Genomic DNA, 21,118 nt, shown 5'->3' with positions numbered 1-21,118 from the left:
ATCACTCGGTTAGATGAGTGTGGACACCAGAACGCCCCGGCCGGGGTTCGACGATCAGCCCGCGCTGAGCATGGTCAAAGTGGATTCCGATCCCGCCCAGGTGATCGTGAACCACGCCAGCTTCCGTGTGCGGCTCGCGCCCGCCGGGCAGCCGGCGTTCGCCGCGAACCCGCGCATCGCCGCCCTCGCCGGAGCCGCGGCGGGCGCCGGCGCGGGAGCCGCGGGCGCCGCCCGCCGCCGTCCCGTCGTGTGGAGCGGCAAGTCCGCCCCGGGCGCCACCGGACTGCTCCAGGCGGTCCGCGACTCGTCCGGCCCCGGCGCCGTCTCCACCCTGGAGCCGACCACCCAGACCATCCCGCGCATCGACGACACGATGCCCACGCCCGTGGTGCCCGCCCGGCCCGCGGCCCCGCTGCTGCCGCCGATGCGGCGCGCGGAGGGCGCGTACGACGAGCTGTACGAGACCGCGCCGGACGACACCGCCGCGTACGACGACGGCGCCGACCGGCCGGAGGCCCGCGGGCCGCACCGCAACGGCGCGCCCTGGACGTCGGGCGCCACGGCCGCGGGCGTCCGGCACGCCTACTACCCGGGCCGCCGGATGAACCTCGGCGTGGTGCTGCTGCCGCTGCGCGTCTTCCTCGGCTTCATCTCCATCTACGCGGGCATGGGCAAGCTCTGCGACCCCGTCTACTTCGACGGCGGCGAACGCGGCTCCATGGTCAAGTGGCTCAACTCGCTGCACCCGTGGGCGCTCGCCGAGCCGCTGCGGGACTTCGCGCTGCAGCACCCGGTCGGCGCCGGCCTCACCGTCGCCTTCCTCCAGGTCGTCGTCGGCGTCCTCACCGTCCTCGGCCTGTGGCAGCGCGTCGCCGCCGTGGTCGGCGCGCTCCTGTCGGCCGCGCTGATCCTGACCGTCAGCTGGAAGACCGTCCCGGTCTACGACAGCGCGGACATCATCTACCTCGCCGCCTGGTCGCCGCTGATCATTGCCGGCGCCCCGGTCTACTCGATCGACGGGCGGCTCGCCGGCGAGGCCTGGCGCACGCTCGGCCCGCGCGCCGAGCTGTGGGAGCTGCGCCGCCGCGTGCTGCGGCGCGGCACGGTCGTCAGCGCGGTGGTCGTCGGCCTCACGCTCCTCGTCGGCTCGATCCTCGGCGGCGCGGTGCGCTCCACCGAGATGGTCACGGTGCCGGGGCCGAACGACGACCCGGTCAACCACCTGCCGGGCCAGCCGCTGCCGAAGGAGCCCGGCGCGACGAGCCCGTCCCGCAAGGCGCCGAAGCCCAAGCCGACGGCGACGACCGGGGCGAGCGGCGCGTCCGAGAAGGACGAGGACGAGGCGAAGCCGACGGAGTCGGCGCGCGAGACGCAGCGCAGCGAGCGGCGCAGCCCGAGCGCCACGACGAGCAGCGGCGGCTCCCGCACGCCGAGCCAGTCGCGTACGACGTCGCCGTCCTCGTCGTCCAGCGACTCGTCCTCGGGCGGCACGAGCGGCACGCCGTCGAGCGGCAGCAGCAGCGGCGGCGGCGGCTCCTCGGACGGCGGCTCGTCCTCGGGCGGGGCGCGCAACCCGATCGGCGGCCTGCTGGGCTGAGCGGCCGGCGAGCTGAACCGGGAGGCCCCGGGTGTCCGTCCAGGCGGACACCCGGGGCCTCTCCGCTGTTCCTTTCCCGTACTACTTGCACTTAGTTCAAGGAAGGTTCTACAGTCCTCGACGACGGGACTTGAACTAAGTAAAAGTCCCCGTAGTCGCCACACCGCCCAAGGAGACCCTCGTGAACACGCTCGCCGCCGCCACCGCCGTCGCCCAGCTCCTCGTCGCCGCCGCCTTCCTGAGCATCCCGCTCCTGCGCCACCGCTTCGGCGCCGTCGCCAAGGCCGCCGCCGTCACCGAACTGCGCCGCCAGGGCATCCGCCCCGAGGTCCTGGAGGAGAACAAGCTGCGCTTCGACGCGAGCGGCCACGAGTGGTGGGCGCCCGGCTCCTTCGCCGCCGTCAACATCGCCGCCGCCGCCCTCAATATGGCCGGCAACTCCTGGGGCACCACCCTCACCTGGGTCTTCTCCTCGATCGCGTTCCTCGCCAACATCGCGATCCTCCAGAGCCAGCTCGGCGCCGTGAAGTCCGTCCAGGCCGCCTTCCGCCGCAAGGGCGACGCCGAACTGCTCCGCGTCGACGTCCCCGCCTTCCTCAAGGCCGCCGAGGGCGCCTTCCCGGCCTGGACCCGCGTCCTGCAGAACGTCCGCCACACCGCCGTCTTCGCCGGCTCGGCCGTCGCCCTGACCGCCGCCGCCCCGGTCTGAGGCCACGTCTCCCGTACGGCGGTACGACGAAGGGGCGGCACCACGAAGACGTGGTGCCGCCCCTCCGCCGTACCGCGCCCGAGGCCGGTGCCCGCGCTCAGGCGTGCGCCGCGAGCTCCTTGGCCGCCTCGGTGAGGTCCTTCGCGGTGTCGATGGCCCGCCAGTACGCGCCCTGCGGCAGCGGAAAGCCCGCCAGGCTCCGCTCACGGGCCAGCCGCGGGAACGTCGTGCGCTCGTGATCGCCGCGCTCCGGCAGCAGATCCGTGAAGGCCGCCGAGAACACGTACACACCCGCGTTGATCAGATACGGCGACGGCGGCGACTCGATGAAGTCCGTGATGTGCCCGAACGCGTCCGTCTCCACGGCGCCCCACGGAATCCGCGGCCGCGCCAGAGCCAGCGTCGCCGTGGCGTCGCGCTCGGTGTGGAACTCGGCCATCTCACGCAGCGAGAACCGCGTCCAGATGTCCCCGTTGGTCGCGTACCAGGGCCGCCCGGGCTCCGGCAGATGCGCCGCCGCGTACTTCAGACCGCCGCCCCGGCCCAGCGGCTCGGACTCGACGACCGTCGTCACCTTCAACGGCAGGTCGGCCGTCGCCAGCCACTCCTGAAGCACCTCGGCCAGATGACCGCAGGACACGACGGCGTCCGTGACTCCCTCCGCGGCGAGCCAGGACAGCTGATGGCCGATGATCGGGGTCCCGGTGCCCGGGATCTCGACCATCGGCTTGGGGCGGTCGTCGGTGTACGGGCGCAGCCGCGAACCCTGGCCGCCCGCCAGGATCACGGCCTGCGTCGGGGAGGTATGCATACCGGGAACGATAGGCGGTGAGCCGCCGGCCCACGCGCCTCGCCTCGACCGGCTCAGCTCGCGTGCATCACGCCGAACGCGAAGGACGTGTCGCAGACCGGGCGGGAGAAGGACTGGGCGCGCGTCGGGCCGTAGTGGCGGACGGCGGCGGCGCCGAGGGCCTTCGCGATGGACATGCAGTGCTTGGCGATCGACGGCCGGTTCTCCACCTCCCGCTGCAGGTGCGTGAGGGCGACACCGGGGTCCTTCTCCTGAAGCTCGGCCAGGAGCTGCTCGCGCAGGACATCCTGCGGAGCACGGGACTTGGCCCGGGTGGAGACGTCCGTGGACGAGGCGGTCAGCATCTGGGTCCCGGAGCCGTGACCGGCCCACGGCACGGCGGAGACCGCGAGCGTTCCCGAGAGCACCAGGACGACGGGCAGGACGAGGGCGAGAGAGCGGCCGATTCGGCGGGCAGTGTGCGTCACGCAGGCGAGCGTAGCGGGCGGTAGTGATATGGCGACATTTAGTCACTCTCGCGAGCGATGGTTCGAGGCGACTTTTCGAATCCCGTGTTGACGCCGATGGTGGCGCCCGGGCCCGAATGCCCAGTTCTGCCGGGGTTTTCACCGACTCGGGATTTCATGCTCCTTGTACGCGAACGGCCCCGCCCCCGCAAGCGGGAACGGAGCCGTACGGAAGTGCCCCTCGGCGGCCTCAGTCGGAGAGGCGCTCGCCGGTCGAGGTCGAGAACACGTGCAGCTCGGCCGGACGCGGCACGACATGCAGCGTGGAGCCCTTGGCCGGCACCTCGCGGCCGCCGACGCGGACCACGATGTCCTTGTCCTCGCCGCCGACGCGAGTGGAGCCGTACACGAAGCCGTCGGAGCCTAGCTCCTCGACCACGTTCACCGTCACCGCCAGGCCGTCCTTGCTCGTCGGACCCGACACGTCGAAGTGCTCCGGGCGGACGCCGACGGTCACCGTCGTGTCGCCCTTGGCCGACGCGGCCGCGATCGCCTCACGGGAGACCGGCACGACGCTCTCGCCGAACTTCACGCCACCGTCGGTGATCGGAACCTCGATCAGGTTCATCGCCGGAGAGCCGATGAAGCCGGCCACGAAGAGGTTGGCGGGCTTGTCGTACATGTTGCGCGGCGTGTCGACCTGCTGCAGCAGCCCGTCCTTCAGAACCGCCACCCGGTCGCCCATGGTCAGCGCCTCGGTCTGGTCGTGCGTCACGTACACCGTGGTGATGCCGAGCCGGCGCTGCAGGCTCGCGATCTGCGTACGGGTCGAGACACGCAGCTTGGCGTCCAGGTTCGACAGCGGCTCGTCCATGAGGAACACCTGCGGCTCACGCACAATGGCCCGGCCCATGGCCACACGCTGACGCTGACCACCGGAGAGCGCCTTCGGCTTGCGGTCCAGGTACTCGGTGAGGTCGAGGATCTTCGCGGCCTCTTCGACCTTGGCCCGGATCTCGCTCTTGTTGACGCCCGCGATCTTGAGCGCGAAGCCCATGTTGTCGGCGACGGTCATGTGCGGGTAGAGCGCGTAGTTCTGGAACACCATGGCGATGTCCCGGTCCTTCGGCGGCAGGTGCGTGACGTCGCGGTCACCGATGCGGATGGCACCGGACGTGACGTCCTCCAGACCGGCCAGCATGCGCAGCGAGGTCGACTTGCCACAGCCGGACGGACCGACGAGAACGAGGAACTCGCCGTCGGCGATCTCGATCTCCAGCTCGTTGACGGAGGGCTTTTCGGCGCCGGGGTAGACCAGGGTCGCCTTGTCGTAGGTGACGGAAGCCATGGTGATGTGTCCCTTCACCGGCAGGAACGTGCCGGACGATCCGAGTAAAGGAAGGATGTGGTGTAGTCCACCTGGGTGAACTTCCGGTGACGGTACCTGGCGCTGTCCGATCTGTCAGCAGGTGGAGAGGGAGAGATTGCGAACGGGGCGCGTTCGGCCGGTGGCCAGGCAATGCTTTTCCGGCCCTGCTGTCGCGCGTGGCAGAGCGCCCAACTTTTGACCCTGCTGCGCACGCGGCGCTTCCTGCTTCATCGCCCACTGCCGATTCCGTACGGTCCTGAGGACCGCACCGAACCGGTCTCACACGAGCTCCACAGGCATTCCGGCCGACGGCCCGTCGGTCCGTGACACACGTCCTTCTACGCGGCCGGCACGGCCTCGGGCAGCTCGGACGCCCTGATCAACGACGGCACCGGCCGCCCCGGCGGCAACGCCATCGCCACCAGCCAGTACAACCGCATCCCCTCGTCCCGCAGATTCACCGCCGCGTTGTGATCCCGCCCGTGCACCGCACCACACTCAACGCAGGCCCACTCCCGCCCTTCCTCCCGCTTCCATCCCGTCAACGCCCGGCACGTGTCCGCGAACCCCACCGACACCCGATGCCGCTCCCAGGCGCCCGAGCGGAGGGCGAGACCCTCGTTGTAGACCCAGCGGCAGGCGCCGAAGGTCTGGATCAGCTGCTCGGCCTGCTCGGGGGAGGGGTAGAAGCGATAGCGGTAGACACGCTGCTGCGTGCCCGGTTCCTTCACGCGGCGCGTCATGGCCCCCGACGCCCGGCCATGACGCTCATGCCGGTCGGCGATGCCCAGCGCCTCGCGCTTCACACGCTTGGCGTCGGCGCCGACGACCCGCACCGGCCCCTCCTCCGATGGCTCCGCCATCGCCCCTCCCTGCCCTGCTGTCCGATAGTCGGAACGGCACTCCAGTCCGGTCAACGAACGTGTGGGCGGGTGGTTACGCAGGTCCTGAAGTTCTTCGCTGGCGGTTCCTGGGGCTGTGTAGAGTGGTGGAGCCTCGCGCGCGTGCGTGATGAGGCATTGCCTCCTTAGCTCAGCTCGGTTTAGAGCAACGCACTTGTAATGCGTAGGTCGTCGGTTCGAATCCGACAGGGGGCTCCATCGAGCTTGTGTCCCGGACCCAGCAGGGTCCGGGACACTTGTGCGTTACGGGGCGTGTGCGAAGGGTGTTTCCGGGGAGGGGTGCGGCGGATGAGCCGGCGTTCCAGTGGGTTGATCGGGGCCTGGGCCGAGGCGCAGCGGGTGGCGCAGCGGGAGCGGGAGGGGCGGCAGCAGGCGGTGCTGCGGCAGCAGCGTGAGGCCGAGCGGGAGCTGCGGGCGCGGGAGCGGGACGTGGCGCGGATGCACCGGGAGCAGCGGGCGGAGTACCGGCGGCATCGGGAGGCGGACGCGTTGCGGCGGACGCGGGAGCTGGACGAGCGGGTGGCGGTTCTGGAGGGCTTGCTGGCGGCGGGTTGTCGGAGTCGGCCGTTGTCGGTGGAGGGGTTGCGGGAGCCGGAGGTGGTGGCGCCTTTCGCGCCGGGGCCGCTGGGGGAGCCGGTGTCGATGCCGGATCAGCGGTTCTATCGGGACCGGGCGGTGTTCGAGCGGGACTGGTACGCGGCGCAGGCGGCGGAGGCGCGGCGGGTGGAGCAGTTGGCGGCGTATCGGCGGCAGTACGAGGAGTGGGCGGCGGGCCGGCTGGCGGAGATCCGGGCGCACAACGGGGGGATCGCGGGTACGGAGGCGGCGTTGCGGGCGGGTGAGCCGGAGACGGTGGTCGAGTACTTCTCGGCGGTGTTGTACGCGTCGACGGCGTGGCCGGATGGTTTTCCGCGGCAGGTTTCGGCGGCGTACGACCGGGTGTCGCGGGGTCTGGTGCTGGAGTGGGGGTTGCCGGGGTTGGAGGTGGTGCCGGCGGCGAAGGGTGTGAAGTATCTGCCGAGTACGGACCAGGAGAGGGAGGTTCCGCGGCCGGTGTCGCAGCGGCGGGCGCTGTACCGGGAGGTGTTGGCGCAGAGTGTGCTGTTGGCGTTGCGGGAGTTGTTTGTTGCGGACCGTTTCGGGGTGCTGGAGCGGGTGACGCTGAGCGGTTTTGTGGACGGGGTGGATCCGGCGACGGGGTTGGCGGGTCGGGTGTGTGTGGCGTCGGTGGCGGTGGAGCGGCGGGTTTTCGGGGGGTTGAACCTGGAGTTGGTGAGTCCGGTGGAGTGTTTGACGGCGGCGTTGTCGGGCCGGTTGTCGGGGCGGCCGGACGAGCGGGTGGCGGTGCGGCCGTTGTTGTTGCCGGAGCAGGTGGGTTCGGGTGTGGTGTCGCAGGGTGATGGTGTGGAGCCGGATCTGCTGGCGATGGATCCGATTGCTTTCGAGGGTTTGGTGGCCGAGTTGTTTCGGGCGCGGGGTCTGCAGGCGGTGACGACGCGGCGGTCGAATGACGGTGGTGTGGATGTGGAGGCGTTGGATCCGGATCCGATCAGTGGGGGTTCGATCATCGTGCAGGTGAAGCGGTACCGGAACACGGTGCCGCCGAGTGCGGTGCGGGATCTGTTCGGGACGGTGCAGGGGGCGGGGGCGAACAAGGGTGTGTTGGTGACGACGTCGCGCTTCGGTCCTGGTTCGTACGCTTTCGCCAATGGCAAGCCGTTGACGTTGGTCTCGGGGCCGGAGCTGGTGGAGTTGTTGCATCGGCACGGTCTGCGGGGGCGGCTGGGGTCCGGGGAGCCGGAGCCGGTGCGGGTGGAGCCGGTGGGGGCGCCGGCGGAGGCGGACGAGGGTTTCAGTCTGCTGGGGATGGTGTGGTCGGGGTCGGTGGCGCTCGATGTGTGCGCGTTGGTGTGTGCGGGGAGCCGGGTGTTGGGGGACGAGTGGTTCGTGTTCTTCAACAACCCGTCGACGCCGGATGGTTCGGTGGCGATGGTGACGGCTCCGGCGGGTGACAGGGCGGCGGTACGGGTCGGTTTCGGGGCTTTGCCGGCGCGGGCGGACAGGCTGGTGCTGGTGGCGGCGGTTGATCCGGAGGTGAACCCGGAGGCGGATCTGGCCGGTTTCGCGGAGGCGGGGATCGTGCTGCGGGATGACGCGGGTGCGGAGTTGGACCGTTTGGAGGTGTCGGACGGGCGTGCGGGGGAGACGGCGCTGGTGTTGGGTTCGTTCCGGCGGCGGGCGGGCGGGGACTGGGATTTCGTGGTGGGTGGGAAGGGTTATCGGGGCGGGTTGGCGGAGTTGGTGGGGGATTTCGGGATCGAGGTGGAGTAGGGCGGTCGGGGCCGTACGGTCTCGGACCACGGTCGGGGGCGTGCCTGCAGGACCTGCGGGTCTTGGCTGCGCGCCCCCGGGTGGTTGTTGCCGTGGTCGGTTCAGCGGCCGCTGAGGCGGTTGGCCAGGACGGCGATGCGGTCGGTGGTGGCCGTGTGTGAGGCCGTCTCGCGTCGGTCGGCGGCGCGGAAGGCGGCGTACATGGTCTGGACGCCGAGCCAGCGCAGTGGTTCGGGTTCCCATTTGCGGACGCGGTGGTTGACCCAGGGCAGGGCGGTCAGGTCGGTGGGTCCGGACTGTCCGGAGTCCTGCTGGATGAGGTCGCGCAGGGTGCGGGCGGCGAGGTTGGTGGTGGCGACGCCGGAGCCGACGTAGCCGCCGGCCCAGCCGAGACCGGTGGAGCGGTCGAGGGTGACGGTGGCGCACCAGTCGCGGGGCACGCCGAGGACGCCGGACCAGGCGTGGGCGATGTCGACGCCGGCGAGCTGGGGGAAGAAGCGGACGAGGATGTCGCGCAGGGCTTGGATGGTCTGGGGCTGGGTGCGGCCGTCGTTGTCGGTCTTGGAGCCGTAGCGGTAGGGGACGCCGCGGCCGCCGAGGGCGATGCGGCCGTCGGCGGTGCGCTGGGCGTACATGTAGGCGTGGGCCATGTCGCCGAGGGTTTCCAGGCCGTTCCAGCCGATCGAGTCCCATTGGGCGTCGGTGAGGGGCTCGGTGGCGATCATGGAGGAGTTCATGGGGAGCCAGGTGCGGCGTTGGCCGGTGAGGGAGGCGGTGAAGCCTTCGGTGCAGCGGAGCACGTAGGGGGCGCGGACGGTGCCGTAGGGGGTGACGGCGTGCTTGGGCCGGATTTCGGTGACCGGTGTGGATTCGTGGAGGGTGACGCCGAGTGCTTCGACGGTGTCGGCGAGGCCTTTGACGAGTTTGACGGGGTGGAGGCGGGCGCCGTGTGGGGTCCAGGTGGAGCCGACGGCGCCGGCGACGCGGATGCGTTCGGCGGTTTCGCGGGCTCCGTAGAGGGCGCGGTCCTTTTCGCCGTAGGCGAGTTCGGCGGCGTGGAAGGTTTTGAGGCGGGCGAGCTGGGCGGGTGTGGTGGCGATTTCGAGGACGCCGCCGCGGTGGAGGTCGGCGTCGATGCCTTCGGTGGTGCAGACGTCGATGACTTCGGTGACGGTGTCGTTCATGGCTTGTTGGAGGCGTACGGCGGCGTCGTGGCCGTGTTGGGCGGCGTAGCGGTCGCGGCCGGCGATGCCGTTGTAGAGCCAGCCGCCGTTGCGGCCGGAGGCGCCGTATCCGCAGAAGGAGGCTTCGAGGACGACGATGTCGAGGAAGGGGGCGGCTTTTTTGAGGTAGTAGGCGGTCCACAGGCCGGTGTAGCCGCCGCCGACGATGCAGACGTCGGCGGTCGTGTCGCCGGGGAGCGGTTCGCGGGGTGCGGGGGCGCCCTCCTGCGCGTACCAGAACGAAATGCCGCCGTTGATCGTGCTCATGTCCATCCCTCTTCCGGGTGCGTGCGCGGGAGGTTACCGGGGCCGGGGGCTGGTGGATACGGGTCTGGGGGCGCGGGCTGGGCGGCGGTGGTGCGGGTGGCGTGGAGGGTGCGGATTTCGTCGTCCTGGGAGGGCGGTGTCCGGGTGGGTGCGCGGGGGCCGGCGGGCGGGTGTGGGGGCGGTCGTGGGCGGTGGTGGGTGGTGGTGGGCGGCGGGAGGAGGGTCGCCGGGGAGGCTCGGGTGCGTCGGGTGGTGACGGTTTTCGTCGATCCGAGGCGCGGTGGCGGGGCTGCCGGTGGTGGCCGGAAGGGGCGGGTGTGGCGCGGGGCGGGTGTCTAGGGTGGGCCGGGTGATCGAGGTTCCGGCCGAACTGGCGGCGTCCCAGGTGAGGTACAACGGCGAGGCGGGGCGGGCGTTCGTGGCGGCGCTGCCGGGTCGGGCGGCGGAGTTCCTGGACCGGTGGGGGCTGCGGGTGACGGGTCCTTCGATGTACGGGGTGGCGTCGCTGGTGCTGCCGGTGGTGCGTGGTGACGGGTCGCGGGCGGCGCTCAAGCTTCAGCTGGCGGACGAGGAGTCGGAGGGCGAGCCGGTCGCGCTGCGGGTGTGGGCGGGCGAGGGGGCGGTGCGGCTGCTGGAGAGCGATCCGGGCACGTGCACGATGCTGCTGGAGCGGGCGGACGAGACGCGGCATCTGTCGACGCTGGGCGACGGGCGTGAGGCGGTGCGGATCCTGGCGGAGCTGCTGGCGCGGCTGGTCGCGGTGCCGGCGCCGGAGGGTGTGCGGCGGCTGGGTGACATCGCGGCCCGGATGGTCGCCGACGCGCCGGCGGCCGCGGCGCGGCTCGTGGACGGGGCGGACGCGCGGCTGCTGCGGGACTGCGCGGCGGCCGTACGGGAGGTGATGGGCGAGCCCGGTGACCGGCTGCTGCACTGGGACCTGCACTACGACAACGTCCTGGCCGCGGAGCGTGAGCCGTGGCTGGCCATCGATCCCAAGCCGCTGGCGGGCGATCCGGGCTTCGATCTGCTGCCGGCGCTCACCGACCTGTGGGAGCGGGGGCCGGAGCCGGCGGTGGTCCGGTGGCGGTTCGATCTGCTCACCGAGCGGCTGGGTCTCGACCGGGCGCGGGCGCGGGCGCGGGCGTGGACGCTGGGCCGGGTGCTGCAGAACGGTCTGTGGGACGTGGAGGACGGCGAAGTGGCCCTGGACGCGGGTCAGGTGTCCATCGCCCGGACGCTGCTGGCCACGGGGGCCTGACCGGGTGCAGGCTGGCCTCATGATCCGTACCGCCACGCCTGCCGACGTACCCGTCATCCACCGTCTCGTCCGCGATCTCGCGGAGTACGAGAGGGCCTTGGACGAGGTTCGCGCCACGCCGGAACAGCTCCATGAGGCCCTGTTCGGCGACCGCCCGGCCGCCTACGCCCACATCGCCGAGACCGATGCGGGCGAGGTCGCCGGTTTCGCCCTGTGGTTTTTGAATTTCTCCACCTGGCGGGGTGTCCACGGCATCTATCTCGAGGACCTCTACGTCCGCCCGGACCTCCGCGGCGGCGGCCACGGCAAGGCTCTGCTGACCGAACTGGCCCGGATCTGCGTGGAGCGCGGCTACGAGCGCCTGGAGTGGTCGGTCCTCAACTGGAACAAGCCTTCCATCGACTTCTACGAGTCCCTGGGCGCCCGCCCGCAGGACGAGTGGACGGTCTACCGCCTGACGGACGACGCGCTGAAGACGCTGGGTGCGGGCTCGTAGTGCCGTTCAGGTAGGAAGGGGGCATGGACATGGATATTCAGCAGCGGTTCGAGCGGATCACGGGGTTCATCGAGGGGCGGCTCACGCCGTTGTTCGACCCGGCGAACGGGAGTGATCACGGGTTCGGGATGGATGACACCTCGCGGGCGCTGCGGGCGACGCGGTACACCGTGCAGGCGGCGTCGGCGGTGAGCGGGCTGTTGGAGAAGCGGGAGTCGGCGCCGGAGTTGCGGCAGGTGGTGGACCAGGCGTTGGAGCACAACTGGGACGTGTTGCGCTCCGTCGCCCGGATGTGGGAGGACCACCCCGATTTCCTGAAGGAGTTCAAGGCGCACTCCTGGGACGTGATCGGGGTCTGAGGCTCCGGCGGTTCTACGGGACGAGGACCACCTTGCCGATCGTGCCGCGGGTTTCCAGGGCGCGGTGGGCGGCGGCGGCTTCGTCGAGGGGGAAGGGGTGGACGGCGGGGCGGAGGGTGCCGTCGGTGGCGGCGGCGAGGGCGGCGAGTTCGAGGTTGCGGACGTCGCCGCCGGCCTTCTGGAGCATGACCGGGCCGAGGACGCCTTCGGAGGTGATGCCGCGGGCGGCGAGTTCCTCCTCGGTGAAGGTGAGCGGTTCGCCGTCGTGCAGGCCGGCGGAGGACCAGCCGAAGACGATGTGCTGTCCGCCCTTGCCGAGGAGGTCGACCGCGGCGCGGCCGGTGTCGCCGCCCACCGAGTCGAAGACGACGGTGGCGGTGCGGGTGCCCAGGAAGGCGCGGACCTCGTCCGTCCAGGACGGCTCGTTGTAGTCGACGGCGAGGTCCGCTCCGTTGGCGCGGACCCGGGCGGCCTTCTCGGGTCCGCCGGCCAGGCCGATGACGGTGGCGCCGGCGTTCTTGGCGTACTGCACGAGCAGGGTGCCGATGCCGCCGGCCGCGGCGGGGACGACGGCGACGGAGTCCGGGCCGAGTTCGGTGAACTGGAGGATGCCGAGGGTGGTGCGGCCGGTGCCGATCATGGCGACGGCCTCCGCCTCGCCGAGGTGGTCGGGCAGGGCGTGCAGGCGGGTGGCGTCGGTGACGGCGAGTTCGGCGTAGCCGCCGGGTGCCATGCCGAGGTGGGCGACGACGCGCTTGCCGAGCCAGGCCGGGTCGGTGCCCTCGCCGACGGCGTCGACGGTGCCGGCGACCTCGCGGCCGGGGACGGTGGGCAGGTCGACGGGTGCCGGGAAGGGGCCGGGCCGGCCTTCGCGCAGGGCGGTGTCGAGCAGGTGCACGCCGGCCGCCGCCACCTTGACGCGGACCTGGCCGGGGCCCGGGACCGGGTCCGGGATCTCCTCGTAGGTCAGGTTCTCGGCGGGACCGTAGGCGTGGAGGCGGATGGCGTGCATGGTGGGCTCCCCTGTGCGTGGTGGTGCGACGCGGTTCGACGCGACGCGGTGTGACGCGGTGCGGTGTGACGCGGTGCGGTGTGACGCGGTGCGGTGTGACGCGGTGCGACGTGCCCGCGAGGCGGGTGCGTGGCGTGGCGCCGTGGACGCGTAAAGCCTCCGACCTCAAGCGCGCTTGAGGTCAAGTCGCTCCTTGAGGATGCTGCCGCGCAGCGCCTGCGAGACCGCCTCCACCGCGCTCGTGAACGACACCTCGGCCAGCACGCCGGGCGCCGCCACCTGGTCGCCCACGAGGTACACGCCGTCGCCGCGGTCCACGGCCGGCCGGTCGCGCCAGGTGGTGCCGGGGCGGTCGACCGCGCCCGTACGGCCCTGGGAGACCGCCGCGCGCCGCCACACCGTGCGTTCCCGCCAGCCGGCGAAGCCCAGGTCGAGCAGCCGCTCCACGTGCGCGATCCCGTCCGCCTTCGACTGGGTGGGACCGATCGGCAGCTGCGCCTGGATCAGCTGCTCGCCGGCCGGCGCGAGGCTCGGGTCCTGGGTGGTGAACCGCTCGACCCAGCCCGGCGCGTCCAGGTCCGAGAGCGCGAACGGGTCGCCCTTGCGCGTGCGCAGCGCCAGGTCGACAAGGACCGTACGGCCCGACTCCCAGGTCAGCGACGGGTCCTGGAGGAGGCGGGCGGCGGACGGCAGGGCGGTCGCGACGATCACCGGTCCTTCGGCGAGCGGCAGGTCGTCGAGCCGGTCGACGCGCGACGAGGTCTCGATCCGTACGCCGAGTGCGCGGGCGCGGGCCGCCATCCGGTCGACGAGCCGGCCCCAGCCGCCCTTGATGAAGTGCGCCTCGGGCGGGAAGGCCGCGGCGCGGTGCAGCCGCTCCTGCACGAAGCGGGCCGACAGCGCGCCCGGGTCGTGGTGGTAGAGCGCGACACCGCTGTACGAGGCGGCCGCGCGGGCCGTGGCGGGGCCGGCGACCGTGGTGGCCCAGGTCCGGAAGTCGACGTCCACCGGAGCCTGTTCGGCGGGGCGGCGGGTCTGGCGCACGAAGCCGAGCGGCGGGATGCGGCGCAGGGCGCCGTGGTGGTGGAAGCGGAGCCCGGCGGCCTTGTGCAGCGGCAGCGGCGCCAGCTCGCCGAGCAGGCCGCGCTGCTTCAGCCAGGTCCAGTGCGGGCCGCCGTCGTAGATCGCGTGCGGGCCCTCGTTGATCAGGTACGGGCCTTCGGCCGTACGGGCCCGGCCGCCGAGGGTGTGGTGCGCCTCGTACAGGGTCACCGAGACGCCCGCCTCGGCGGCGGTGATGGCCGCGGTGAGACCGGCGAAGCCGCCGCCGACGATCGTCATCTTCCGCATCTGTCTGGCTCCTTCGTACGCCCGGCCCTTTGTCGGGGTTCACGGAAGGGACGGACGGGCCGGCCGGGTTCGTGACATCGGTCCCGGGGCGTTGTCAGTGGCGTACGTCACGATGGGTGCATGAGCAAGCGGAAGACGGTCGCGAAGGTGCGGAAGCCGGAGGTGCGGCTGCCGCCGCTGGAGGCGTACGAGGGCGGCGGCCTGGAGCCGGACGGGGACTACGACGGGGTGGAGTTCGCCGGCCTCGCCCTGGCCGGGCAGGACGGGGCCGGGGCGCGGTTCCTGGACTGCGCGGTGCGTGACTGCGCGCTGGACGAGGCGCGGCTGACGTCGGCCCGTTTCCTCGACTCGGTGCTCGCGGAGGTGCGGGGTGTGGGCACGGACCTGGCGGGCGCGCAGCTGCGTGACGTGGAGCTCGTGGACGCGCGCCTGGGCGGGGCGAAGCTGCACGGTGCGGTGCTCGAGCGGGTGTGGGTGCGGGGCGGGAAGCTCGACTATCTGAATCTGCGGACGGCCGAGCTGCGGGACGTCCTCTTCGACGGGTGCGTGCTGAGCGAGACGGACTTCGGCGGTGCGACGCTGGAGCGGGTGGAGTTCCGGGATTGTGTCGTGACGGGCGCGGACTTCAGCCGGGCGAAGCTCAAGGACGTCGATCTGCGCACCGTCGCGCGCCTTGAGATCGCGCGCGGTGTGGACGCGCTGGCGGGCGCGGTGATCTCCACGGCGCAGCTGCTGGATCTGGCGCCGGTGTTCGCGGCGCAGTTGGGGGTGCGGGTGGAAGACGCTCGGTAGGGCTCGGGGCTCAGGGCTCGGGGCCAGGGCTCAAGGCTCAGAGCCAGGGCTCGGGCCCGGGGCTCAGGGAAGGCGGGGGAAGCGGGCCTGGAGGTCCCAGACGGCCGGGTTGTCGGCCAGGCCCTCGTGCATGTCGGTGAGGTCGGCGATCAGGTCGTGCAGGAAGTCGCGGGCCTCGCGGCGCAGTTCGGCGTGGTTGAAGGTGAGCGGCGGCTCGTCGCCCGGCATCCAGTCGGCCTCGACGTCCACCCAGCCGAAGCGGCGCTCGAACAGCATCCGGTCGGAGGACTCGGTGAAGTCGAGCTCCGCGTACTGCGGCTGGGCGGCGCGGCTGCCGCGCGGGTCACGGTCGAGCTGCTCGACGATGTCGCACAGCGCCCATGCGAAGTCGAGCACCGGCACCCATCCCCAGGCTGTGGACAGCTCCTGGTCCTTCTCCGTGTCCGCGAGATAGACGTCTCCGCAGAACAGGTCGTGGCGCAGGGCGTGGACGTCCGCGCGGCGGTAGTCGGTCTGCGGAGGGTCGGGGAAGCGGCGGGAGAGCGAGTAGCCGATGTCGAGCACGCACCGATGGTGTCATGCCCGACGGGCTGCCGCGGCCGGCGGTGCGGCCGGGCCCCGCGGTCTGCCCTCCCGGTCGGCTTGCTCTCCCGGTCGGCCCTCCCGCCCGGCCCGCCCGGCCCTCCCGGCCGGCCCCGCCCCGCGCCCTGCCGCTCACCGCCGGTGGGCGGCGCGGGCGAGGTAGGGGCCCAGCCGGCGCTTGAGGCGGCGCAGGGGCTCCAGCCGGCCGGCCGCCCGGTCGAGGTGGTAGTAGAGCTGCGGCGGGACGTGCGGCAGGAGCGGGGAGTGCCGCTGGCCGAGCAGGGCGAACATCCGGGCCGGCTCCAGGCGCATGTAGCGCGGCAGGTTCTCGTACCACTGGGCGCTGTAGTGGGCCGCGCTCTGTGCCGGCAGCAGCTCGGAGCGGCGCCGGCGGCCGTACGCGCCGAGTGCGGCGTCCAGCGGCCTGTCCGGGTCGCGGACCGGGTCGCGGAGGGCGGCGGCGAGCGCGAGTGCGTCCTCCAGGGCGAGCGTGGTGCCCGCGCCGATCGAGTAGTGGGTGGTGTGGGCGGCGTCGCCGAGGAGCACCACGTTGCCGTGGTGCCAGGTGCGGTTGGTGAGCGTGCGGAAGGTGAGCCACTGAGCGGGAGCGGCGCCGTCGGCCTGTTCGCGGCCGATCAGCGGCTCGCCGTCGAGGAGGTCGGCGAACAGCTTCTCCAGGAGTCGGAGGCTGTCGGCCTCGTTGGTCCGGTCGAGCCCGAGGCCCTTCCAGGTGCCGGGCGCGCACTCGACCACGCAGGTGGACCGCTCGCCGCTGAAGCCGTACGCGTAGCACCAGATCCAGCCGTGCTCGGTCTCCTTGAAGGCGAAGCTGAAGGAGTCGAAGACCTTGGTGGTGCCGAGCCAGACGTACGGGTTGCGGCCGGCGGTGACCTGCGCGCCGAAGCGGTCCGCGTGTGCCTCGCGCAGCACGCTGTTCACGCCGTCCGCGGCCACCACGAGGTCGGCGCCGGCGAGCTCGGGGGCGTCGGGGCCGGTGACGGTGTGCTCGTACGCGATCCGTACGCCGAGTTCGCGCGCCCGGTCGGCGAGCAGTCCCAGCATCCGCCGCCGCCCGATCCCGAACCCGGCGTCGCCGCGGTGCACGGTCCGCTCGTCGCGGACGATCGCCACGCCCTCGGTCCAGGTCACCGAGGCCGCGGCGATGGCCTCCGCGGACGGCGGGTCGCCGGCCCGCAGCTTGTCGAGCAGCCCGGCCCAGTAGGTGACGCCCCAGCCGTAGGTGGAGCCGGCCGGGTTCCGCTCGTACACGGTGATCTCGTGGGAGGGGTCCTGGCGCTTCATCAGGATGGAGAAGTACAGGCCGCCGGGCCCGCCGCCGACGATGGTGATCTTCACGTGCGCTCCCACGAGGACATGACACAGTGCGCCTGAGTGGCAACGCACAGTAGCAGGAGGCGGTGGTCCGGCGCGGTGTTACGGCAGCAGGCGCTGTTCCTTCGCCACCGCCACCGCGCCCGCGCGCGTGTCGACGCCGAGCTTGGCGTAGATGCGGCCCAGGTGGGTCTTGACGGTGGCCTCGCTGATGAACAGGGCGCGGGCGATCTCGCGGTTGGACAGGCCGTGGGCGAGCTGGGCGAGGATGTCGCGCTCGCGGTCGGTCAGCGTCGGCGCCGCCGCGCCGCGCATGCGGTCCATGACCCGGCTGGCGACCGGGGCCGACAGGGTGGTGCGGCCCTGGGCGGCGGAGTGGATCGCGGCGAAGAGCTCCTCGGGCCGCTCGGCCTTCAGCAGATAGCCGGTGGCGCCCGCCTCGATCGCCCGGGTGATGTCCGCGTCCGTGTCGTACGTGGTGAGGACGAGGACGTGGACGCCGGTCGGGGCGATCCGGCGGGTGGCCTCGACGCCGTCGATGCCCGCGCCGAGCTGCAGGTCCATGAGGACGACGTCCGGCCGCAGGTGGGTCGCCATCGCGACCGCCTCCTCGCCGCTGCCGGCCTCGCCGACCACCTCGATGTCGGGTGCGCTGCCGAGCAGGGCCAGCAGCCCGGCGCGGACGACGGCGTGGTCGTCACAGAGCAGGATCCGTACGGTCATTCGGCTGCCTCCGCGCGCTGCGACAGGGGAATCGCGGCCGAGAGCACGGTGCCCTCGCCCGGGGTGGACTCGACGGTCAGCGTGCCGCCGAGCTGCCGCGCCCGCACCCGCATCGCGGGCAGGCCGTGGCCGCGTACGCCTTCGGCGGGACGGGCGGCGGACGGGTCGAAGCCGTGGCCGTCGTCGGCGACGTCCAGGACGACCTGGTCGTCCAGATAGGTCAGGGTGACCGCGGCCGACGTGGCCCCGGCGTGCTCGCGGATGTTGGCGAACGCGCCCTGCGCGATCCGCAGCAGCGCCGACTGCACCCGGTCCGGCAGCGGCACCGCCGTGCCGTCGACCCGGAAGGCCGCGGACTCGCGGGTCGCGAGCCCGCGCAGCGCCTCCTCGAGGCCGCCGCCCTCGGCGAGGTCGGCGGGCGCCAGGTCGTGCACGAAGCGGCGGGCCTCGGCGAGGTTGCGTTCGGCGATCGACTCGGCCGTACGGACGTGGCGGCGGGCGGTCGACGGGTCGCTGTCCCAGGTCCGGCCGGCGGCCTGCAGCAGCATCTGCTGGCTGGACAGACCCTGCGCGAGCGTGTCGTGGATCTCCATCGACAGCCGCTGCCGCTCGGCGAGGGTGCCCTCGCGGCGCTCGGTCGCGGCCAGCTCGCGGCGGGTGCGGATCAGGTCGTCGATGAGCGCCCGCTGCCGGGCGGCCAGCCGCTGGGCGTGCACGAACACGGCGGTCGCGATGGCGGCGACGGCCGGCGGCGCGATCACCAGGTTCGGGTCGAAGCCGCCGTGCGACAGCTGCACCTGGGCGGTGACGACGAAGACGGTGAGCAGCGCGACGAGGCCGAGCGCGGCGCGCGGCGGCAGGGTGCGCAGGCCGGTGTAGAAGAGCGGCACCGCGCACCAGGCGAAGCTGGGCGCCAGCACCACCAGGACCATCCAGACGGCGACGACCGTGCCGAGCCAGGCGATCCGGCGCGGAGTGGCGCGGGTGCCGAGGACGGGGCCGAGGACGTAGAGGGAGGCGAGCGCGCCGGACAGGGCGACGATCCAGGGGCTGCGGTCCTCCCAGGGATGGCGGAGCAGGAAGCGGGCGAGGGACGCGCCGAGGAGGAGGAAGAAGGCGACGTGCATGACCCGCGCCAGCCAGCGGGCGTCCGGGTCGTGCTCCATCGTCCACCTGCTTCGTATCGCGCTGCTTCGTACCGCTTCTGACCTGGGTGTTCGTGTCCATCCTGGCCCGGGTGGACCAGGGCGGCATCAACCGAACGGCTGACCCTCCTGTCGTCCACTATGCGCGAGGACGGCAGCCGGAACGGGGACCGTACGGCCCCGGTGCCGCCGGGAGGATCGATGGCAGAGCGAACGAAACCCCCGCCGGACCGCCCGGACGAAGCCCGCCCGGACGCGACCCACCTCAGGAGCAGACCGCCATGAAGAAGAAGTTCCTCCTCGGCACCACCGCCGCCGTCGTCCTCGCCGCCGGCACCTTCGGCGCCGTCTCCGCGAACGCCTCCTCCGCCCCGCAGGCCGCCCCGGCCGCCGCCGTCGCCAAGAAGGCCGACGCCGACGGCGACAAGCTGCGCCAGGACACGCACCTGACGATCGCGGCCGCCACCAAGGCCGCCGAGGCCACCCTGAAGGCCGCCGAGAAGGAGAACCAGCGCGTCTCCGTCGCCGTCGTCGACCGCAACGGCAACACCCTCGTCACCCTGCGCGGCGACGGCGCCGGCCCGCAGTCCTACGAGTCGGCCGTGCGGAAGGCGTTCACCGCCGTCTCCTGGAACGCCCCGACCTCGGTCCTCGCCGGCCGGCTCGCCCAGGCGCCGAACCTCAAGGACATCCCCGGCACCCTCTTCCTGGCCGGCGGCGCCCCGGTGACCGCGAACGGCGCCCCGATCGCCGGCATCGGCGTGGCCGGCGCGCCCTCCGGCGACCTGGACGAGAAGTTCGCCCAGGCGGGCGTGGCCTCCCTGAACGACTGACCGTCGACGACTCACCGTCCGACGTCTGACCCTCGACGACCGACCCTCGACGACCGACCGTCAGCTCACCGTGAGGTCACCGTCAGATCGGCGGCGCCCGGATCCCTCCGCCCGGCGCCGCTGATCTTTCGTCCCGGTTCTTCGTAGGATCGGCATGTGAACAGACACAGCCGCCTGCGCGCCGGAGCCGGCGCCGCGACCGCCGTCCTCTGCCTGCTCGCGGCCGGCTGCAGCGGCTCCGGGTCCGGGGCCGGCGTGCACGGCACACCCGGCGCGGCCGGGCTGCGCGACCCATACTTCCCCAAGCTCGGCAACGGCGGCTACGACGTGAGCCACTACGCGCTCACCCTCGCCTACGACCCCGCCAGCGGCCGCCTCGACGGCCGGGCCGAGATCACCGCCAAGGCCACCCAGGACCTCAGCGCCTTCAACCTCGACCTGGCCGGCCTCACCGTCCGCGGCGCCACCGTCGACGGCGCGCCCGCCGCGGTCAACCGGGCCGGGAACGAGCTGACGCTGCGCCCGCGCGACGACATCGACGAGGGCGCCGAGTTCCGCGCCGTCGTCACGTACGACGGCCTGCCGCAGACCATCACCGACTCGGACGGCTCCAAGGAGGGCTGGCTGAAGACGGCCGACGGGGCCCTCGCGCTCGGCGAACCGACCGGGTCCATGGCCTGGTTCCCGGGCAACCACCACCCGTCCGACAAGGCCTCGTACGACATCACCGTCACCGTCCCGGCCGGGGTCAGGGCGGTCTCCAACGGCGTCCTCGGCTCCGAGAAGAAGGGGCCCGACGGCCGCACCACCTCCGTCTGGCACTCGGCCGAGCCGATGGCCAGCTATCTCGCGATGCTCGCGATCGGGCGGTACGACACGACCACCGCGACCGCCCTCGGCGGCAAGGTGCCCGTCCTCACCGCCGCCGACCCGGCCGTGGCCGCCAAGTCCGCCGCCCTGCGCGCCAGGATCCCCGAGATCCTGGACTGGGAGCAGGAGAACTTCGGGACCTATCCCTTCGCCGCCTCCGGCGCGGTCGTCGAGCGCGACGACGACGTCGGCTACGCCCTGGAGACGCAGACCCGGCCCGTCTTCCCCGCCTCCTCCTTCGACACCCCGACCCTCGTCCACGAGCTGGCCCACCAGTGGTACGGCGACTCCGTCTCGCCCGCGACCTGGAAGGACATCTGGCTGAACGAGGGCTTCGCGACGTACGCCGAGTGGCTCTACGCGGAGGACTTCGCGCACACGCCGGCGCAGAAGAGCTTCGAGAAGGCCTTCGCGGACGACGACGCCTGGGCCTTCCCGCCGGCCGCGCCGCGCAGCTCCGAGGACCTGTTCGCCGCGCCCGTGTACCAGCGGGGCGCGATGGTGCTGCACCGGATCCGCCAGGAGGTCGGCGACGACACCTTCTTCGAGATCCTGGAGGGCTGGCCGGCCAGGTACCGGCACGCCACCGCCACCACCAAGGACTTCACGGCGTACGTGGAGTCGGTGGCGGACGGCCGGGACCTGAGCGAGGTGTGGGACGTGTGGCTGTACGGCGAGGAGAAGCCCGACAAGGCGCCCACGGGATAGCTC

General features: G+C 72.4%; 20 protein-coding genes and 1 tRNA gene. 10 read left to right on the top strand and 11 right to left on the bottom strand.

The genetic code is table 11. The features are described from left to right. The first annotated feature begins 13 nt into the window (after window positions 1–13). Together ACIGO8_RS18120 and ACIGO8_RS18115 are read left to right on the top strand one after the other, a co-directional pair. Window positions 14–1,597 carry a DoxX family membrane protein gene (locus ACIGO8_RS18120; protein WP_399731050.1) on the top strand — a complete coding sequence of 528 codons (1,584 nt, stop codon included), beginning with the start codon at window positions 14–16 and terminating at the stop codon, window positions 1,595–1,597. A gap of 181 nt (window positions 1,598–1,778) precedes the next feature. Further along, entirely contained in the window at window positions 1,779–2,306 is a 528-nt protein-coding gene (locus ACIGO8_RS18115; protein ID WP_399731047.1) for a hypothetical protein, read from the top strand. 97 nt (window positions 2,307–2,403) lie between these two features. On the opposite strand, the gene ACIGO8_RS18110 is transcribed toward ACIGO8_RS18115, so the two are convergent. From ACIGO8_RS18110 to ACIGO8_RS18095, 4 genes are all read right to left on the bottom strand, one after another. Further along, window positions 2,404–3,117: an NDP-sugar synthase gene (locus ACIGO8_RS18110; protein WP_399731045.1), complete on the bottom strand. Its 714-nt coding sequence runs from the start codon at window positions 3,115–3,117 to the stop codon at window positions 2,404–2,406. A 53-nt stretch (window positions 3,118–3,170) separates the two neighbouring features. Next, on the bottom strand, window positions 3,171–3,584 hold the full coding sequence (locus tag ACIGO8_RS18105) for a hypothetical protein (RefSeq protein ID WP_399731042.1): 414 nt from the start codon (window positions 3,582–3,584) through the stop codon (window positions 3,171–3,173). A 229-nt stretch (window positions 3,585–3,813) separates the two neighbouring features. After that, window positions 3,814–4,911: an ABC transporter ATP-binding protein gene (locus tag ACIGO8_RS18100; RefSeq protein WP_399731039.1), complete on the bottom strand. Its 1,098-nt coding sequence runs from the start codon at window positions 4,909–4,911 to the stop codon at window positions 3,814–3,816. A 359-nt stretch (window positions 4,912–5,270) separates the two neighbouring features. Next, window positions 5,271–5,795, bottom strand: coding sequence for a helix-turn-helix domain-containing protein (locus tag ACIGO8_RS18095; protein ID WP_399731037.1), 525 nt, complete (start codon window positions 5,793–5,795; stop codon window positions 5,271–5,273). Between the two features lie 158 nt (window positions 5,796–5,953). On the opposite strand from ACIGO8_RS18095, the gene ACIGO8_RS18090 reads away from it, so the two are divergent. Together ACIGO8_RS18090 and ACIGO8_RS18085 are read left to right on the top strand one after the other, a co-directional pair. Then, window positions 5,954–6,032, top strand: a tRNA-Thr gene (locus ACIGO8_RS18090). Window positions 6,033–6,122: 90 nt separating this feature from the next. Continuing rightward, entirely contained in the window at window positions 6,123–8,165 is a 2,043-nt protein-coding gene (locus ACIGO8_RS18085; protein ID WP_399731034.1) for a restriction endonuclease, read from the top strand. A gap of 101 nt (window positions 8,166–8,266) precedes the next feature. Here ACIGO8_RS18085 and ACIGO8_RS18080 read toward each other — a convergent pair whose 3' ends face one another. Beyond that, on the bottom strand, window positions 8,267–9,655 hold the full coding sequence (locus tag ACIGO8_RS18080) for an NAD(P)/FAD-dependent oxidoreductase (protein WP_399731031.1): 1,389 nt from the start codon (window positions 9,653–9,655) through the stop codon (window positions 8,267–8,269). A gap of 340 nt (window positions 9,656–9,995) precedes the next feature. Between ACIGO8_RS18080 and ACIGO8_RS18075 the strand changes: the two genes are divergently transcribed. The 3 genes from ACIGO8_RS18075 to ACIGO8_RS18065 are packed head-to-tail and all read left to right on the top strand — an operon-like array spanning window position 9,996 to window position 11,768. Then, window positions 9,996–10,913 carry an aminoglycoside phosphotransferase family protein gene (locus ACIGO8_RS18075; RefSeq protein ID WP_399731316.1) on the top strand — a complete coding sequence of 306 codons (918 nt, stop codon included), beginning with the start codon at window positions 9,996–9,998 and terminating at the stop codon, window positions 10,911–10,913. Between the two features lie 19 nt (window positions 10,914–10,932). After that, window positions 10,933–11,409, top strand: coding sequence for a GNAT family N-acetyltransferase (locus tag ACIGO8_RS18070; RefSeq protein WP_399731029.1), 477 nt, complete (start codon window positions 10,933–10,935; stop codon window positions 11,407–11,409). Between the two features lie 23 nt (window positions 11,410–11,432). Continuing rightward, a complete protein-coding gene (locus ACIGO8_RS18065; protein WP_399731026.1) occupies window positions 11,433–11,768 on the top strand; it encodes a hypothetical protein in 336 nt (111 codons plus the stop codon). Window positions 11,769–11,781: 13 nt separating this feature from the next. On the opposite strand, the gene ACIGO8_RS18060 is transcribed toward ACIGO8_RS18065, so the two are convergent. Together ACIGO8_RS18060 and ACIGO8_RS18055 are read right to left on the bottom strand one after the other, a co-directional pair. Then, window positions 11,782–12,780, bottom strand: a complete 999-nt coding sequence (locus tag ACIGO8_RS18060; protein WP_399731024.1) for a zinc-binding dehydrogenase — start codon at window positions 12,778–12,780, stop codon at window positions 11,782–11,784. A gap of 165 nt (window positions 12,781–12,945) precedes the next feature. Continuing rightward, window positions 12,946–14,130, bottom strand: coding sequence for an FAD-dependent oxidoreductase (locus tag ACIGO8_RS18055; RefSeq protein WP_399731021.1), 1,185 nt, complete (start codon window positions 14,128–14,130; stop codon window positions 12,946–12,948). Window positions 14,131–14,250: 120 nt separating this feature from the next. On the opposite strand from ACIGO8_RS18055, the gene ACIGO8_RS18050 reads away from it, so the two are divergent. Next, window positions 14,251–14,922 carry a pentapeptide repeat-containing protein gene (locus tag ACIGO8_RS18050; protein WP_399731018.1) on the top strand — a complete coding sequence of 224 codons (672 nt, stop codon included), beginning with the start codon at window positions 14,251–14,253 and terminating at the stop codon, window positions 14,920–14,922. Window positions 14,923–14,985: 63 nt separating this feature from the next. Here the strand turns inward: ACIGO8_RS18050 and ACIGO8_RS18045 are convergent, their stop codons facing one another. From ACIGO8_RS18045 to ACIGO8_RS18030, 4 genes are all read right to left on the bottom strand, one after another. Beyond that, window positions 14,986–15,486 (bottom strand): hypothetical protein, encoded by a 501-nt coding sequence (locus tag ACIGO8_RS18045; protein ID WP_399731015.1) that lies wholly within the window; start codon window positions 15,484–15,486, stop codon window positions 14,986–14,988. A gap of 150 nt (window positions 15,487–15,636) precedes the next feature. Then, window positions 15,637–16,860: an FAD-dependent monooxygenase gene (locus ACIGO8_RS18040; protein WP_399731315.1), complete on the bottom strand. Its 1,224-nt coding sequence runs from the start codon at window positions 16,858–16,860 to the stop codon at window positions 15,637–15,639. A gap of 78 nt (window positions 16,861–16,938) precedes the next feature. Continuing rightward, complete coding sequence (locus ACIGO8_RS18035) at window positions 16,939–17,559, bottom strand: response regulator (protein WP_399731012.1); 621 nt, start codon at window positions 17,557–17,559, stop codon at window positions 16,939–16,941. After that, window positions 17,556–18,725, bottom strand: coding sequence for a sensor histidine kinase (locus ACIGO8_RS18030; RefSeq protein WP_399731009.1), 1,170 nt, complete (start codon window positions 18,723–18,725; stop codon window positions 17,556–17,558). The genes ACIGO8_RS18035 and ACIGO8_RS18030 overlap by 4 nt, the downstream gene beginning before the upstream one ends. Before the next feature lie 260 nt (window positions 18,726–18,985). Here ACIGO8_RS18030 and ACIGO8_RS18025 point away from each other — a divergent pair, with 260 nt between their 5' ends. Both ACIGO8_RS18025 and ACIGO8_RS18020 read left to right on the top strand, forming a co-directional pair. Continuing rightward, window positions 18,986–19,537, top strand: a complete 552-nt coding sequence (locus ACIGO8_RS18025) for a heme-binding protein (RefSeq protein WP_399731006.1) — start codon at window positions 18,986–18,988, stop codon at window positions 19,535–19,537. A 156-nt stretch (window positions 19,538–19,693) separates the two neighbouring features. Further along, the gene (locus ACIGO8_RS18020) at window positions 19,694–21,115 is read left to right on the top strand and encodes a M1 family metallopeptidase (RefSeq protein ID WP_399731003.1); all 1,422 of its coding nucleotides are present in this window, start codon (window positions 19,694–19,696) and stop codon (window positions 21,113–21,115) included. Window positions 21,116–21,118 lie beyond the last annotated feature (3 nt).

This window comes from Streptomyces sp. NPDC053493 (assembly GCF_044544825.1).
Lineage (GTDB): Bacteria > Actinomycetota > Actinomycetes > Streptomycetales > Streptomycetaceae > Streptomyces.
Note: the sequence above shows the minus strand (reverse complement) of the source record. Positions and strands in the feature narration are given on the sequence as shown.